Below are 14,163 nucleotides of genomic sequence, written 5' to 3' on the forward strand. Positions count from 1 at the left end.
CGATGTTGGAACAGACAATCCATTTCGAAGACTATGAACTCGGCCATGTCAGGTTGAGCACAGGCCGTACGATCACCGAGACCGACTTCGTGGTCCATGCCGGGCATACGGGCGACTTCTTCCCGCACCACATGGACGCGGAATTCGCCAAAACCTTGCCCGGCGGCCAGCGGATCGCCCATGGCACCATGATCTTTTCCATCGGCGTCGGCCTGACGGCGTCGCTGATCAATCCCGTCGCCTTTTCTTATGGCTATGATCGGTTACGGTTCGTGCGTCCGGTTCATATCGGCGACACCATCCGCACCCGCGTGACGATCTCCGCCAAGGAGGACGATCCGAAGCGGCCGAAGGCGGGACGTGTCGTCGAACGGTGCGAAGTTATCAACCAGCGTGGCGAGGTCGTCCTCGCCGCCGATCATATCCTGGTCGTCGAACGCAAAGCATGAGGGGTCAACAATGACAACGGGTCTTTCGGGTAAGGTCGTCCTTATCACCGCCGCAGCCCAGGGCATCGGCCGCGCCACCGCGCTTGCCTTTGCCAAGGCCGGCGCCAAGGTGCATGCCACCGACATCAACACCGAGGCACTCGCAGCGCTGGCCGCAGAAGCCTCTGTTGAAACCCATCGGCTCGACGTTCTCGACCCAGGCGCTGTCGAGGCGCTGGTTGCCAAGATCGGTCAGGTCGACGTGCTCTTCAATTGCGCCGGTTTCGTGCATGCCGGCTCGATCCTCGACATGAAGGATGCCGACCTTGAATTCGCCTTCGACCTCAACGTCAAGGCGATGATCCGCACCATCCGGGCCGTGTTGCCGGGCATGCTTTCGCGCAAGGACGGCTCGATCATCAACATGGCTTCGGTTGCGTCCAGCATCAAGGGCGTGCCGAACCGCTTTGCCTATGGCGTGACCAAGGCGGCCGTCATCGGCCTGACCAAATCCGTTGCCGCCGACTATGTCGCCGACGGCATCCGCTGCAATGCCATCTGCCCTGGTACGGTCGAAAGCCCATCGCTGCAGGATCGCATGCGGGCACAGGGCGATTACGACGCGGCGCGGGCCGCCTTCATCGCCCGTCAGCCGATGGGCCGGATCGGCACGCCGGAAGAGATCGCCGATCTCGCCCTTTACCTCGCCAGCGCGACCTATACCTCCGGGCAGGCCTATGCCATCGATGGCGGCTGGACCATCTGAGCACTCAAATCAGGGATATGACACCATGAAACTTCTTCGTTATGGCGAACCGGGACAGGAAAAGCCTGGAATCATCGACTCGAACGGCACGCTTCGCGATCTTTCCAGCCATGTCGCCGACTTCTCCGGTGCAGCGCTTGACCCCGACGCGCTTGCAGCGCTGGCCAAGCTCGATCTTGCCGGCCTTCCGGCCGTAGCCGGCAGCCCCCGCCTCGGCCCTTGCGTCGCGGGCACCGGCAAATTCGTCTGCATCGGCCTCAACTATTCCGACCATGCAGCCGAAACGGGTGCGACCGTTCCCTCCGAGCCGATCATTTTCATGAAGGCAACGTCGGCCATCGTCGGTCCGAACGATGACCTCGTCATTCCGCGCGGCTCCGAGAAGACCGACTGGGAAGTCGAACTCGGCGTCGTCATCGGCCGCAAGGCGAAGTATGTCAGCGAAGCCGAAGCCCTCGACTATGTCGCCGGCTATTGCACGGTCCACGACGTGTCTGAGCGCGCGTTCCAGATCGAGCGCCAGGGACAGTGGACCAAGGGCAAGTCCTGCGACACCTTCGGCCCGACCGGCCCATGGCTGGTGACGAAGGAGGAAATCCCGGATCCGCAGAACCTGCCGATGTGGCTCAAGGTCAACGGCGAGACGATGCAGAACGGCTCATCCAAGACCATGGTCTATGGTGTCGCATATCTCGTCTCCTACCTGTCGCAGTTCATGTCGCTGCAGCCGGGCGACATCATTTCGACCGGTACGCCGCCGGGTGTCGGCATGGGCATGAAGCCGCCGCGTTACCTCAAGGCCGGCGATGTCGTCGAACTCGGCATCGAAGGTCTCGGCACCCAGAAGCAGTCCGTACGCGCGGACGACTGATCTATTCTCATTGGAGCAAACATGACCCGCATCACCGATCTGCGCGTCTTCGATCTGCGCTTTCCCACATCGCAGAGCCTCGACGGTTCCGATGCCATGAACCCGGACCCTGACTATTCCGCGGCCTATGTCATCCTCGACACCGATAGCCCCGGATTGGCGGGCCATGGCCTGACGTTCACGATCGGGCGGGGCAACGACATCTGCTGCATGGCGATCAAAGCCATGCAGCATCTCGTCGTCGGCAGCGATACGGCGGAGATACTCGCCAATCCAGGCCGCTTTTGGCGACATCTGACCAGCGACAGCCAGCTGCGCTGGATCGGCCCGGAGAAGGGGGCCATTCATCTGGCCACCGGTGCCATCGTCAACGCGATCTGGGATCTGCTCGCCAAGGAAGCCGGCAAGCCGGTCTGGCAACTCGTCGCCGACATGTCGCCGGAGGAGATCGCCGACATCGTCGACTACCGTTACATGACCGATGTGCTGACCCGCGACGAAGCCGTGGCGATCCTGAAGCGTGCCGAAGCCGGCAAGGCGGAGCGTATCGCGACGCTGAAGAGCGAAGGTTACGCCTGCTATACGACGTCTGCCGGTTGGCTCGGCTATGACGACGACAAGCTTCGCCGGCTGGCGCAGGAGGCAATCGACCAGGGCTTCAATCACGTCAAGATGAAGGTCGGGCGTGATCTCGCCGACGACATCAGGCGTTTGACCATTGCCCGCGAAGTCATCGGCCCGGATCGCTACCTGATGATCGATGCCAACCAGGTCTGGGAGGTCGGTGAAGCCATCGACTGGGTCAAGCAACTGGCCTTTGCCAAGCCGTTCTTCATTGAGGAACCGACAAGTCCCGATGATGTCGCAGGCCACCGCAAGATCCGCGAGGCGATCGGTCCGGTGAAAGTTGCGACCGGAGAGATGTGCCAGAACCGGATCATGTTCAAGCAGTTCATCGCCGAAGGCGCGATCGACGTGGTGCAGATCGATTCCTGCCGCATGGGCGGCCTGAACGAAGTGCTGGCGGTTCTGCTGGTGGCGGCGAAGTATGAGCTTCCGGTCTGGCCGCATGCCGGCGGGGTAGGGCTCTGCGAATACGTCCAGCATCTGTCGATGATCGACTACATCGCCGTGTCGGGGACGAAGGATGGCCGGGTGATCGAGTATGTCGACCATTTGCACGAGCACTTCCTCGAGCCGTGCATCATCCACAACGCCGCCTACATGCCGCCGGAACGTCCAGGCTTTTCGATCGAGATGAAGCCGCAGTCCATCAAGGATTACACGTTCAAGGGCTAGTAGCGCCGATTATCCCTGAGAGGGTATTCATATATAAGTTGTGAATTCAAACGCGTTGCTTGAAGCCGCTGCAGGATCTCTGCGGCGGCTTTTGCTTTTTCCGCCAACGGGACGCGGAATGGGGCTCTCGCCTTCGAACAGCCGCGGCACCGAGACATTCCACTTGACGCTTGTGACTCATTCGTAAATAACTTATTCATTCGCTTATGAATGAATTCCGGAGGGGAGTCCGGAACAGGAGGATCCAATGAAGAAGTTCGTGCTCGCGGCTGCCATCGCCGCTCTGTCCTATTGCGGTAGCGCCAATGCGCAGGAATACAGCCTGCGTTTTTCGACCTCGCAGGTGAATCCCAACGAGCCGATCGTCAAGGCGATGAAGACCTTCTCCGAGCGCGTCGAGAAGCGTTCTGACGGCCGAATCGCGATTACCGTGATGACCGGCGACCAGCTCGGCGCGCAGAAGAAGGTCAATGAGATGGTGATGAGCGGCGCCAGCCTGCTCAGCGCCACCGACTACGGCCAGCTCGGTCAGTTCGTGCCCGATATGTCGATCCTGGCCGGCCCCTACGTCTATCCGAGTCTTGAGGCCACGGACCGGCTGTTTGCATCGGACCTCTACAAGGAACTGTCGGGCAAGCTCGAGGCGCAGGGCATCAAGATCATCATGCCCAACGGCCTCTTCGGCTACCGCCACATCATCTCCAACAAGCCCGTCCGCACCCCGGCCGATCTTGCCGGCGTGACGATCCGCGTGCCGTCCTCGCCGATCATGATGGCGACCTTCGGCAGCTACGGCGCACGCCCGACGGAACTTCCCTGGGGCGATGTCTACAACGCGCTGCAGACCGGCGTCGTCGATGCCGCTGAAGGGCCATTCGGTTCGATCGCCGGTGCGAAGCTGAACGAGACCCGCAAGGTCGTCTCCAAGACCGGCCACCAGATCATGTTCACCGCCTGGGTCGCATCCAGCCAGTTCTTCAACAGCCTGCCGGAAGATCTGCAGAATATCCTTCTGGAGGAGGGGCAGACGATCGCCAAGGAACTGACTGAGATGACGCTCGAAACCGACGACGCCTATGCCAAGCAGCTTGCCGACTCCGGTGTCGAGATCGTTACAGACGTCGACGTTCCGGCTTTCGTCGAGGCATCGCGCGTCGCCTACGACAAGGTGCCGAACATTACCCCGGGCATCTACGATCGCGTTCAGAAGGCGATGGCCGAGTAGGCGGACACGCTCCCGCCGCCAACCCGGCGTCGGCTCGACGGTCGACGCCAGATCGGCAGATTTTCTCGCAGGGAATGTGAGATTGGCACAGCCGAACTGAAAATGGGTGGCGCAACACGCCACCCATATCCTTCTCTTCAAATGACCGAGGCCGCTATGGAAACCTCACACCTTCAAGAAGAGACAATACCTCTTCTCAGTTTTCGCCGCGCCGACGAGGCGATCGGCGTTGTCGCGCTCATCGTCATCGTCTTTTCGATCCTCTGGGGTGTCGTCAGTCGCTATATCTTCCCGCAGCCGGCCGCCTGGACCTACGAACTGGCGATCATGGCCTTTGCCTATCTGGTGTTTTTCGGCGCCGTTGCCGGTGTTCGGTTGGGGACGCATGCGGCGATCGATGTGCTGGTCACGGCCTTCCCCGCGAGCTGGCAGAAGGCGATTGCCTGGTTCAATTACCTGTTGCTCGCCGTCTTCTTCCTGGTGATGACGGTGCTGTTTGCCTGGCAGGCATGGACGTCGCGCCAGGTCCACACCATCGCGCTCGACCTGTCGCGCAGCCTCTCCTATGGCCCGCTCGCCCTCGCGTCCGCCGGCATGTTCGTTCAGCACCTGATCGTCGAAAGACCGTGGACTGCGCGGGTGCATCGCAATGTGGAATCGCTGATATGACCTTCTTTCATCTTGCCGGTCCGTCGCTATTGGTCGTCGTGCTCTTCCTTTTGTCCACCCCGATCACCTGGGCGATGGCGATTGGAGCGTTGGCGTTCTTCCTCATCAACATGGACATGATCCCGCTTGCCAATTTCGCCCAGGAAATGGCCGAAGGTAGCCAGTCCGTGTCGCTGCTGGCGCTGCCGCTGTTCGTACTCGCCGGCTGCATCATGAACGCCTCGGGCATCACCCGCCGGCTGCTCAACCTTGCTGACGTCCTCGTCGGCCATATGACCGGCGCGCTTGCCCAGATGTGCACGGTTCTCGGCACGCTGCTTGGCGGCCTGACTGCATCCGCCAACGCCGATGCGGCGATGCTTGCCAAGACGCTGGGCGTCGAAATGTCGGAGAGGGGATATAGCCGCGCCTTCGCCGCCGTCATCACGTCGTCGGCCGCCATCATCACCAGCCTGATCCCGCCGTCGATCGGTCTTATCGTCTATGGCTTCCTTGCCGAAACCTCGATCGGCCGGCTGTTTGCGGCTGGCGTCGTGCCCGGCCTTGTGCTTGCCGGCGGCCTGATGATCACCACCTACTTCATTGCCAAGAAGCGTGGCTACAAGCCGCTGCGCAAGGAGCGGGCGACCCGCGCCGAAGCGATGAAGGCGCTGATCGACGGTCTCTGGGCGCTGTCGATACCCATCGTCATCTTCGCCGGAACTCGCTATGGGCTGTTCACCACCACCGAAGCCGGTGCGGTCGTCGTCGTCTACGTGCTGTTCGTTGCCGTCTTCGGCTACCGCGAGTTCACCATCCGCCAGATCCCGGAAGTGCTCGCCGAGTCGGTGCGCGACTCAGCTGTCGTCATGATCATGATCTGCGCGGCCGCCGCCTTCGGCTTCTATCTCGCCTGGGAACAGGTGCCGCAGGCGATGTCCGGCTGGCTGGGTGCAGCAACCGACAACCCGCTGTTGATGTTGTTGCTGATCAACGTGCTGTTGATCGTCATCGGCACGGCGATCGAAGGGTCGGCAGCGCTGATCATACTCACGCCGATGCTGATCCCGATCATCGACGGCGTCGGTATCGATCGCGTGCATTTCGGGGTCGTCTTTATCACCAACCTGACCATTGCCGGCATTACGCCGCCGGTCGGTGGGCTGATGTACATCTCGTCGATGGTGCTGAAGGTTCCGATGATGGCCTATGCACGCGAAGTGCTGCCCTATCTCGCGATGATGATGGTGCTGTTGCTGATGCTCAGCATGTTCCCGCAGCTTTCGCTCTGGCTGCCGAACCTCGTCTACGGGACCGCGGCTGTTCAATAGGTCAGCGCCGGTCGCGGTGGAGAACCGCGACCGGCAAACGCTTGCCGTTTACCCCGCCTGCGGCACCAGGTTTGCCGGTGCGCGCTGACCGATGGTCAGGACCAGCAGTGCGGCGACGATGCACAGCAAGCCGGCGGCAATAAGCGCTGGCGTATAGGTCTCGAGCGACGTCCTGCTCGCGCCGGCGAGGAATGCGGCGCTCGCCGCGCCGAGCTGGTGTCCGGTAAACACCCAGCCGAAGACCAGCGCCGCCCGCTCTGCACCAAAGCGTTCCGCCGAAAGCTTCACGGTCGGCGGGACGGTCGCGACCCAGTCGAGGCCATAGAAGATGGCGAAGATCGACAGCGTGTAGAGGTTGAAGCCGCTGAAGGGAAGGAACAGCAGCGACAGGCCGCGAAGGCCGTAGAACCAGAAGAGCAGCCAACGATTGTCATAACGGTCGGAAAGCCAGCCGGAAAAGACCGTACCGACGAGGTCGAATACGCCGATCAGCGCCAGGAAACCGGCCGCACCGACGGCAGCGATGCCTACATCGCCGCAGATCGACACCCAATGCATCTGGATCAGGCCATTGGTACTGAAGCCACAGACGAAGAAGGTCGCAAACAGCACCCAGAACGTGTTTGAACGGGACGCTTCCTGCAGCGCCTTCAATGGCGAAAGTAACAGGGTGCGCAGATTATGCTTCTGTGCTGGAGCCGGCACGATCGCCCGGCCGCCATAGGGCGCCAAGCCGACGTCAGCAGGCCGATCCTGCATGAACAGGAGCACGAGGAGGAAGGCAAAGGACAGGACCGCGATGACGACGGTGAGGGCGGTGCGCCAGCCTATCGCCTCGGTGAGAGAGGCGAGGAGGGGCAGGAACACCAACTGCCCGGTGGCATTGCTGGCCGTCATCAGGCCGACAACGAGGCCGCGCCTTTTGTCGAACCAGCGCGTGGCGACGGTGGCACCGAGCACTAGCGCGGTCATGCCCGTGCCGACGCCGAGAACGACACCCCAAAGCGCTACCATCTGCCACAACTGCGTCATGAAGAACGACGCAATGATGCCGGTAACGATGAGAACCAGCGCCGCGGACACGACCTTCCTGACGCCGAAGTGGTTCATGAAGGCTGCCGCGAACGGCCCAAGCAGACCGAAGAGCACGAGGCGAATGGCGAGCGCAAACGATATCTCGGCAGTCGACCATCCGAACTCTGTTTCGAGTGGCTTGATCAGAACGCCCGCGGACCCCATTGCACCGGCCGTCGCCAGCATGACGAGGAATGTAACGGCCGCGACAGCCCAGCCATAATGGATGTCGCGTTTGGCGAGATACCGCGCAAGCACCGGTCCGAACATCGGCCATTTCCTTCCATCGATCGATTGTGTTGATTTGACTAGAGAGCCTGCAGCAGGGCCGTCAGTTGGGCCGACGCTTCATCCCCGAGCTTGGCTTCGATTGCCGTCTGAACGCCGTCCCAGAGAGGAGCCCCGTCACGCAGGACCTGCCGCCCCTTGGCGGACAATTCGACAGCAGATTCCCTTTGATCCTGCCCGCTCACCATTACGACCAGCTCCATTTTTTCAAGGACCTTGACGTTCCGGCTGACCGTCGAACGGTCGAGTTCCGTGCGCTGGCCGAGATCCGTCAGAGAGATGGGCTCGGCCCGCTGGATATTTCGCAGCAGACTGAACTGCGCGAGATTGACGCCAATAGGCGCAAGCGCGTCGTCATAGAGCGACGTCACTCGTCTCGAGGCTTTGCGCAGGAGGATGCAATAACAATAGGACATATTGCGTGTATATGCACGCAATATTCTGACGTCAAGCCCTGCGTGCGATGGCACGCCCAAGGGTGCGGCAACGGCCGGTCAATCAGACAATCACCCGATGAATCGTGACCGCCCTTTCAAGGATTGCGCAGCCCGACCGGCTGCGGCTAAGACCTCGTCTTGAAAAGAGCCCTTCGAGCGGGCAGGGCGAAGCCAACCCTTCACCAGAGACAATCAGCAAACGCATTGGAGCCGGATCATGAGAACCGCCTTGCAACGGAAGATATTGGAAGTTTGCGATCGGAAGATCGCTGAAAAAGGGCCGGGCGTCGGCCTCTCGTTCTACGCCTTCTTTGCCAACAAAAACGAAGACCCAGAGCTTTTGATGGAGGCGGCCGAATGGTGGATCAGGACCCATCGGCTCGACCATTTCGAGAAAGCCGTGAAGATCCGCGCGATGGTCGCCGCTTTGGGCGAGCAGACGCCGATCCGATAAAGGCGAACCGCGGGCGTTCTTTCGAGCACCCGCGGCTTAGCTGATTGTCACTGAAATGGATTGGCTGCCCTCTTGGGCAGCCTCCGGGCGTATCGCCTCGTCTTGACGGAGGTCGCTTTGCCGAGACTTACTCGGCCGGTATCGCCTCCCCGCGCGTCTTGACCAGGCTCCAGATCACGCCGCTTGCGATGATCGCAAAGGTGATGCCAAGCGACAGCGCCGCCGGGAATTTCTCCAGGCCCAGCAGATCGGCAACGAAGATCTTCGAACCGATGAAGATCAGAACCACGGCCAGAGCCGGCTTCAGATAGCGGAAGCGGTGGATCATCGCTGCCAGTGCGAAGTAGAGCGCCCGCAGGCCGAGAATGGCGAAGATGTTGGACGTATAGACCAGGAACGGATCGGTGGTGATGGCGAAGATCGCCGGTACCGAATCGACGGCGAAGATAACGTCAGCCACTTCGATAAGCACGAGGGCCATGAACAGTGGCGTGATGAACCAGATCAGCTTGCCGCTCTTCGGATCTGCCCGCTTGACGAAGAAATGTTCGCCGTGATGGGTCTCCGTTACATTGAAACGGTTCCGCATGAAGCGCACCAACGCGTTGTTGGAGATGTCGGGCTCGGCTTCTTTCATGAACAGCATCTTCAAGCCGGTAACGACGAGGAAGGCAGCGAAGATGTAGAGTAGCCACGAGAATTCAGCGACAAGCGTCGCACCGACGCCGATCATGATGGCGCGCAGGACGATGACGCCGAGGATGCCCCAGAACAGCACCCGATGCTGGTAGAGACGCGGGACGGCAAAGAATGAGAAAATGAGGGCGATGACGAACACGTTGTCGAGCGCGAGCGTCTTTTCGACGACGAAGCCGGTCATGTAGGCAAGGCCGGCGTCGGCGCCCAGATACCACCAGACCCAGCCGCCGAAAGCGAGGCCAAGCGAGATGTAGAGCGCTGAGAGCTTGATGCTCTCGCCGACCTCGATTTCCTTGTTTTCCTTGTGCAGCACGCCCAGGTCGAAGGACAGGATAGCGATGACCAGCGTGATGAAGCTGAGCCAAATCAAGATTGGCTTACCCAGCCAATCGATAAACAAAAGGGAAGTATCCACGGAATAGAGCTCCGCCGGCGCAGATGTCGGATAAGGTCCGACATCGCAAGAGCGCCGGAAGCTCTCGCCAGAGGGGCCCGGACCAGCGGGTTGCTGGATAGTTGGGAGGGCGCCGGCCGGCCTTCAAGTGTCTGACACCGCTTTTTTGATACACGCGTCGACGGCATCCTCCGACATCGCCGGTCACTCTGCCATCATCAACCACATCCAATTCTTGAGGCGTTTGACGCAGGTGCCATGGAGCGCATTCGCAAACGGCACCCCTCACATTGGTTGCCGTATCCGGAGGCGATCCGAAGGCGCATTTTTCGACGGTGTCAAACCGATCAGCGGTTTAGAGGGGTGTTTTGCCGCAAGCCATCCCGACGCGAACGGGTGCCACAGCAATCCTTGAATTTTATGCCGGAGCCGCAAGGGCAGGGATCATTGCTGCGGCGTTGCAATCGGCCGATCAATGGCAACATAACTGCGGATGGCAGCCACGCTGCGGCAAACGCCGCAAGTTTGGCGGAGATTCCCGGCACGACGAGACGCCGCCCCGACTTGAACCCGCGCCAAGCGCGCTCGGCGACATAGTCGGCATCAAGCTTCGGCAGGACCTTGAAAAGCGGCACGCGATCGGCGCCGGATCGCTGCAGGAATTCGGTCGATACCGGACCGGGAGCAACGCATGTCACCGTGACGCCGGTACGGCGTAATTCCTGGTGAAGGGCCTCGGAAAAGGAGCGCACGTAGCTCTTGCTTGCGTAGTAAAGCGCCATGTTAGGGCCGGGCATGAAGCCGGCAATGGAGCCTAGGTTGAGGACGCCGCCGCGACCGCGCGCCACCATCCCCGGCAGGAAATGAAGAGACAAGTCGGTAAGCGCGCGGATGTTGAGGTCGATGATCCCCAACTGATCCTGGACGGGGAGTGTCGTTGCCGCCCCCCGCAAACCGTAGCCGGCACTGTTGACCAGGACGTCGCAGCAAAGGTTGTTTGCCGTGAGGAAATCCCCCAGGCGCGCCGCCGCATCGGCCGAGAACAGGTCGAGGTCCAGCACGAATGCTTCGCCGCCGGCCTCCCCAATCTCGCTCGCCACTGCGACCAGATCGTCGTGGGATCTCGCGACAAGTACGACGGGTGCTTTTTCTCGCGCGGCAACTTTGGCGATCGCCCGACCAATACCGCGCGAGGCTCCAATGACCACGACCGCCGGTCGCAATTCGGCCTGTACCATCATGTGGTCTTCCGCGACAGCAAGGGCGTGCGAACGGCTTCGTCTTGAGAAAGACCCAACACTTCCTGGGCAACATCACCGTTCAGGATCGCTTCGAAGCGCTCCAGCGCGCGCGCGACGTTGGCACCATCCATGACCCTGTGATCGTAGTGGATGCGTACGGTGACCGTGCCGTCCGCGGCGATGGGGCCGTAATTGAAGAGGGTGGTGAGGGGGGTCAGGGGATTGAGCGATTCCGCCCCGAGGCCCGAATAGACCGACAGTTGGAAGGTGCCGAAGTAGTGGGCGCGCCGCGCGCCGAGATTGAGTCCCAGCCACATGAGCAGCCAACGGAATGGGCCCGGCATGCGGGCAATCTTCAGCGCGCGCCGAAACTCCTTTATCTCCGCCACCGGGCGCGACCGCGCCGCATCGATCAGGGCGGCCAGTTCAGGGATCGGGAGGCGCTCCGGAGACTTGATCTTGCTGAGCAGGACCACCCGCTCGCCGTCATGCTCGCGTTCATGCGCAATGGACGCCACGCTTTCCGGGTATTCATAAAGCTGAGGTCGGGGGAGCTTGACGTATGCACGCCGGAATTCCGGCGTCTCCCGACAAAGAAGCGCGTATCCCTTCAAGAACAGCACGGTCCAAGACGGCCTGCTGGTCTGGGCGATTCTCGCCCTTTGCAGCGGGTCGAGGTTCATTTGCCGCTGAACGGTAACGCGCGGCACCCCGATCGAAAACCGCATCAGGTCGCAGACAAGGCGCCGTGGCACCGAAAGCTTGATGGCTCGGCCTCGCATCATGTCACCTTTAATAGAGATACGGGACGATTCGCTTGGTCCGCTGCATGTAGTCACGGTACTGCGGCCCGAAAATCTCCAGCATCATACGCTCTTCCTTGTCCACCCTTAGAAAAAAAAGCACCGCGAACCCGAGCAAGCCCGCCAGCCCTGCCACCCAATTGGACAGCAGAAAGGCCTGACCGAGACCCATCAGCATGAAGGACGTATACATCGGGTGGCGAACAAAGGCGTACGGTCCGCCGGAGATCAGCTCGTGCTTGTCACGAATCTCCAACGTGATCGACCAGTTCCGACCGAGCTCCTTATGTGTCCGGCGAAAAACCCACAGGGCAAAGAAAAAAATGACTGCGCCTAGCACGATGGCCCACGGACGGGCCGAATAGTCGGCGGAACCCGGCATTCCGGTGGCAACGTAGAAAGCTGGGATGATCGCCAGGCCAAGGAGGCCGGACGCAAGCCCGAACATGTCAACCGGCGAGCGGCGGGTGCTGACGACCTGCACGCGCTTTGCCCGGCGTTCGAACGGCACACGAATAAAGTACCAGGCGATGATGCCGACTACCCACACGATTTTGCCCAGAGCGGCGATCGATATGATCACTTCAAGTCACCGAAGCCTTTCTGCGATATACGATCGATTGGGCGCGAAACGCCGGACCGATCGCCTTTAGCCCGCGTTCATCTGCCGGAGTTTTGTAACGAACTGCTGCGGCCTTAGCCAGATGCTGGGCGTCTGATATCCCATGGAACGTGCGATATCTGCGACGAACGCATTGCAGTTGTAAACCGACGCCTGCCAGAGGCGCGATTTGGCTTTAAGCTGCCTGATGTAGGCAACGGTCTTGTTGTATTCCGCTTCGGTCAGCATGACGCGCCAGCTTGCTGACCTGTATGCCTCCTCAAGATCACCGTCGCTGGCACCGGTTTCGGCCGGTACGGGCAAAAAGTGACCGAGGACATAGGGAGTTGTGCTGGTACCGGCCGGTGCAAGACCCGCGACTTCGGGATCAATCATCGCACCCGCCTTATCCGTGCGCCCGAAAATCACATAGGTATGGCCGTAGCTTAGGGCGTATCGGGATCTGAATTCGATAAAGTAACCGGCTTCCCGGGCAACGCCTGCGCTCACGGCAGGTGCGCCACTGGTACTCGAGACAAAACGCGGTTCGGGTTTTTTATCAGTTGATTCGCAGGCAGCCGTCGCAAACGCGAGCATTGCCACGAGTGTTAGTCGGCCAATCATATGCGGCATCACTGTGGAATATCTCCTGAACTCCGATGAGCACAGCCCGGCGAGCCTTGCAGCTTTACGGCCGGTTGGGATGACGTGGGGAGGGCGCTAGCCCTCCCCACCCATCAGAAGTTCAAATTACTTATAGACTGGTGCCGGTTCGGCCGACTCGACCGGCGGCGGGGCTTTACCCTTGCCTTTACCGATAGTATCGCAGCCGCTCAGGCCGACGACGGAAAGCAAGGTAACGATCATGATTAGATTTCTGCTCATCAAGAAGTCCTCTCCTCTATGCGGAATGGGAATCAAAGGCAACGCTTATATTAATAGGGCGTTCTTCGCTCTCGCCTAGTGCAAAAAGAACACAATTTGCGTCGGCGAGCATAAAAGCTTGATCAGATGACCAGAACCTTGGCCCCAACGGGAGTTCGGTTGTACAGATCGACGATATCCTCATTGGTCAAGCGGACGCATCCGCTCGATACTGCCTGGCCTATCGTCCAGGGCTCGTTTGTTCCATGCAGCCGGAACATGGTATCCTGCCCGCCGCGATAGAGATAAAGAGCGGCTGCGCCAAGTGGATTATGGTTCCCACCGCTGACGCCTCCGGCATATTGCCGTAAATGCGGCTTGCGCTCCATCATGCTTTCGGTCGGCGTCCAGGACGGCCATTCGGCCTTGCGCCCGATTGACGCCGGGCCCTTGAGCGTGCGTCCATCTTCGCCGACAGCGACGCCGTAGCGGATGGCCCGACCACCGCCTTCAACCAGGTATAGGTAGCGTTCCGTGGTGTCGACGACGATCGTCCCAGGGGGCTCACCTCCGTCATAAGCCACATCTCGACGCCGATAGCGGGAAGACGGGCCACCTCCGAAGGCAGAAAAGATGGGCTCGCCCAATCGTTGTGCCGTTGATGTGCATCCAGATGCCGTTAAAGCCAAACTGCCGAGCAGGATCGCCCGCCGGGTAACGCGGTTACTGTTCATATCCAC

At 60.5% G+C, this 14,163-nt stretch carries 17 protein-coding genes; 8 read left to right on the forward strand and 9 right to left on the reverse strand.

What is annotated here, in order from left to right; genetic code table 11:
- The first annotated feature begins 2 nt into the window (after positions 1-2).
- From ASD02_RS21090 to ASD02_RS21120, 7 genes are all read left to right on the forward strand, one after another.
- A complete protein-coding gene (locus ASD02_RS21090) occupies positions 3-449 on the forward strand; it encodes a MaoC/PaaZ C-terminal domain-containing protein (protein ID WP_025428744.1) in 447 nt (148 codons plus the stop codon).
- Positions 450-459: 10 nt separating this feature from the next.
- Positions 460-1,194: an SDR family oxidoreductase gene (locus ASD02_RS21095; RefSeq protein WP_057214722.1), complete on the forward strand. Its 735-nt coding sequence runs from the start codon at positions 460-462 to the stop codon at positions 1,192-1,194.
- Between the two features lie 25 nt (positions 1,195-1,219).
- Positions 1,220-2,065 (forward strand): fumarylacetoacetate hydrolase family protein, encoded by an 846-nt coding sequence (locus tag ASD02_RS21100; RefSeq protein WP_057221279.1) that lies wholly within the window; start codon positions 1,220-1,222, stop codon positions 2,063-2,065.
- A 21-nt stretch (positions 2,066-2,086) separates the two neighbouring features.
- Positions 2,087-3,364, forward strand: a complete 1,278-nt coding sequence (locus ASD02_RS21105; protein WP_025428747.1) for an L-fuconate dehydratase — start codon at positions 2,087-2,089, stop codon at positions 3,362-3,364.
- A gap of 247 nt (positions 3,365-3,611) precedes the next feature.
- Positions 3,612-4,589, forward strand: a complete 978-nt coding sequence (locus ASD02_RS21110) for a C4-dicarboxylate TRAP transporter substrate-binding protein (RefSeq protein ID WP_057214728.1) — start codon at positions 3,612-3,614, stop codon at positions 4,587-4,589.
- A gap of 156 nt (positions 4,590-4,745) precedes the next feature.
- Positions 4,746-5,258: a TRAP transporter small permease gene (locus ASD02_RS21115; protein WP_057214731.1), complete on the forward strand. Its 513-nt coding sequence runs from the start codon at positions 4,746-4,748 to the stop codon at positions 5,256-5,258.
- Positions 5,255-6,568, forward strand: coding sequence for a TRAP transporter large permease (locus tag ASD02_RS21120; protein ID WP_057221280.1), 1,314 nt, complete (start codon positions 5,255-5,257; stop codon positions 6,566-6,568). Before ASD02_RS21115 ends, ASD02_RS21120 begins: the two co-directional genes overlap by 4 nt.
- A gap of 48 nt (positions 6,569-6,616) precedes the next feature.
- On the opposite strand, the gene ASD02_RS21125 is transcribed toward ASD02_RS21120, so the two are convergent.
- Positions 6,617-7,912: an MFS transporter gene (locus tag ASD02_RS21125; RefSeq protein ID WP_057214736.1), complete on the reverse strand. Its 1,296-nt coding sequence runs from the start codon at positions 7,910-7,912 to the stop codon at positions 6,617-6,619.
- A 38-nt stretch (positions 7,913-7,950) separates the two neighbouring features.
- Positions 7,951-8,346: a MarR family winged helix-turn-helix transcriptional regulator gene (locus tag ASD02_RS21130; protein ID WP_057214739.1), complete on the reverse strand. Its 396-nt coding sequence runs from the start codon at positions 8,344-8,346 to the stop codon at positions 7,951-7,953.
- A 238-nt stretch (positions 8,347-8,584) separates the two neighbouring features.
- Between ASD02_RS21130 and ASD02_RS21135 the strand changes: the two genes are divergently transcribed.
- On the forward strand, positions 8,585-8,821 hold the full coding sequence (locus ASD02_RS21135) for a DUF6500 family protein (protein ID WP_057208094.1): 237 nt from the start codon (positions 8,585-8,587) through the stop codon (positions 8,819-8,821).
- 127 nt (positions 8,822-8,948) lie between these two features.
- On the opposite strand, the gene ASD02_RS21140 is transcribed toward ASD02_RS21135, so the two are convergent.
- The 7 genes from ASD02_RS21140 to ASD02_RS21170 form a co-directional block, all read right to left on the reverse strand.
- Positions 8,949-9,935, reverse strand: a complete 987-nt coding sequence (locus ASD02_RS21140) for a TerC family protein (RefSeq protein ID WP_057221281.1) — start codon at positions 9,933-9,935, stop codon at positions 8,949-8,951.
- Positions 9,936-10,261: 326 nt separating this feature from the next.
- Entirely contained in the window at positions 10,262-11,155 is an 894-nt protein-coding gene (locus ASD02_RS21145; protein WP_057214745.1) for an SDR family NAD(P)-dependent oxidoreductase, read from the reverse strand.
- A complete protein-coding gene (locus ASD02_RS21150) occupies positions 11,152-11,937 on the reverse strand; it encodes a hypothetical protein (protein WP_057214863.1) in 786 nt (261 codons plus the stop codon). The genes ASD02_RS21145 and ASD02_RS21150 overlap by 4 nt, the downstream gene beginning before the upstream one ends.
- A gap of 10 nt (positions 11,938-11,947) precedes the next feature.
- On the reverse strand, positions 11,948-12,535 hold the full coding sequence (locus ASD02_RS21155) for a protein-S-isoprenylcysteine O-methyltransferase (protein ID WP_057214866.1): 588 nt from the start codon (positions 12,533-12,535) through the stop codon (positions 11,948-11,950).
- Between the two features lie 72 nt (positions 12,536-12,607).
- On the reverse strand, positions 12,608-13,192 hold the full coding sequence (locus ASD02_RS21160; protein ID WP_057214748.1) for a hypothetical protein: 585 nt from the start codon (positions 13,190-13,192) through the stop codon (positions 12,608-12,610).
- A gap of 117 nt (positions 13,193-13,309) precedes the next feature.
- Complete coding sequence (locus ASD02_RS21165; protein ID WP_025428759.1) at positions 13,310-13,444, reverse strand: hypothetical protein; 135 nt, start codon at positions 13,442-13,444, stop codon at positions 13,310-13,312.
- Positions 13,445-13,566: 122 nt separating this feature from the next.
- Positions 13,567-14,157 carry a L,D-transpeptidase gene (locus ASD02_RS21170; RefSeq protein ID WP_025428760.1) on the reverse strand — a complete coding sequence of 197 codons (591 nt, stop codon included), beginning with the start codon at positions 14,155-14,157 and terminating at the stop codon, positions 13,567-13,569.
- Between the last annotated feature and the right edge of the window lie 6 nt (positions 14,158-14,163).

Source organism: Ensifer sp. Root1252 (assembly GCF_001425885.1).
GTDB classification, from domain to species: Bacteria; Pseudomonadota; Alphaproteobacteria; order Rhizobiales; family Rhizobiaceae; genus Ensifer; species Ensifer canadensis.

Excerpts from the sequence above, each read along its gene's own strand:
- ASD02_RS21095 (WP_057214722.1), top strand. The coding sequence starts at position 460 with ATGACAACGGGTCTTTCGGGTAAGGTCGTCCTTATCACCGCCGCAGCC.
- ASD02_RS21160 (WP_057214748.1), bottom strand. The coding sequence starts at position 13,192 with ATGCCGCATATGATTGGCCGACTAACACTCGTGGCAATGCTCGCGTTT.
- ASD02_RS21105 (WP_025428747.1), top strand. The coding sequence starts at position 2,087 with ATGACCCGCATCACCGATCTGCGCGTCTTCGATCTGCGCTTTCCCACA.
- ASD02_RS21125 (WP_057214736.1), bottom strand. The coding sequence starts at position 7,912 with ATGTTCGGACCGGTGCTTGCGCGGTATCTCGCCAAACGCGACATCCAT.
- ASD02_RS21120 (WP_057221280.1), top strand. The coding sequence starts at position 5,255 with ATGACCTTCTTTCATCTTGCCGGTCCGTCGCTATTGGTCGTCGTGCTC.
- ASD02_RS21100 (WP_057221279.1), top strand. The coding sequence starts at position 1,220 with ATGAAACTTCTTCGTTATGGCGAACCGGGACAGGAAAAGCCTGGAATC.
- ASD02_RS21135 (WP_057208094.1), top strand. The coding sequence starts at position 8,585 with ATGAGAACCGCCTTGCAACGGAAGATATTGGAAGTTTGCGATCGGAAG.
- ASD02_RS21150 (WP_057214863.1), bottom strand. The coding sequence starts at position 11,937 with ATGCGAGGCCGAGCCATCAAGCTTTCGGTGCCACGGCGCCTTGTCTGC.
- ASD02_RS21165 (WP_025428759.1), bottom strand. The coding sequence starts at position 13,444 with ATGAGCAGAAATCTAATCATGATCGTTACCTTGCTTTCCGTCGTCGGC.
- ASD02_RS21115 (WP_057214731.1), top strand. The coding sequence starts at position 4,746 with ATGGAAACCTCACACCTTCAAGAAGAGACAATACCTCTTCTCAGTTTT.
- ASD02_RS21110 (WP_057214728.1), top strand. The coding sequence starts at position 3,612 with ATGAAGAAGTTCGTGCTCGCGGCTGCCATCGCCGCTCTGTCCTATTGC.
- ASD02_RS21170 (WP_025428760.1), bottom strand. The coding sequence starts at position 14,157 with ATGAACAGTAACCGCGTTACCCGGCGGGCGATCCTGCTCGGCAGTTTG.
- ASD02_RS21145 (WP_057214745.1), bottom strand. The coding sequence starts at position 11,155 with ATGATGGTACAGGCCGAATTGCGACCGGCGGTCGTGGTCATTGGAGCC.
- ASD02_RS21130 (WP_057214739.1), bottom strand. The coding sequence starts at position 8,346 with ATGTCCTATTGTTATTGCATCCTCCTGCGCAAAGCCTCGAGACGAGTG.
- ASD02_RS21090 (WP_025428744.1), top strand. The coding sequence starts at position 3 with ATGTTGGAACAGACAATCCATTTCGAAGACTATGAACTCGGCCATGTC.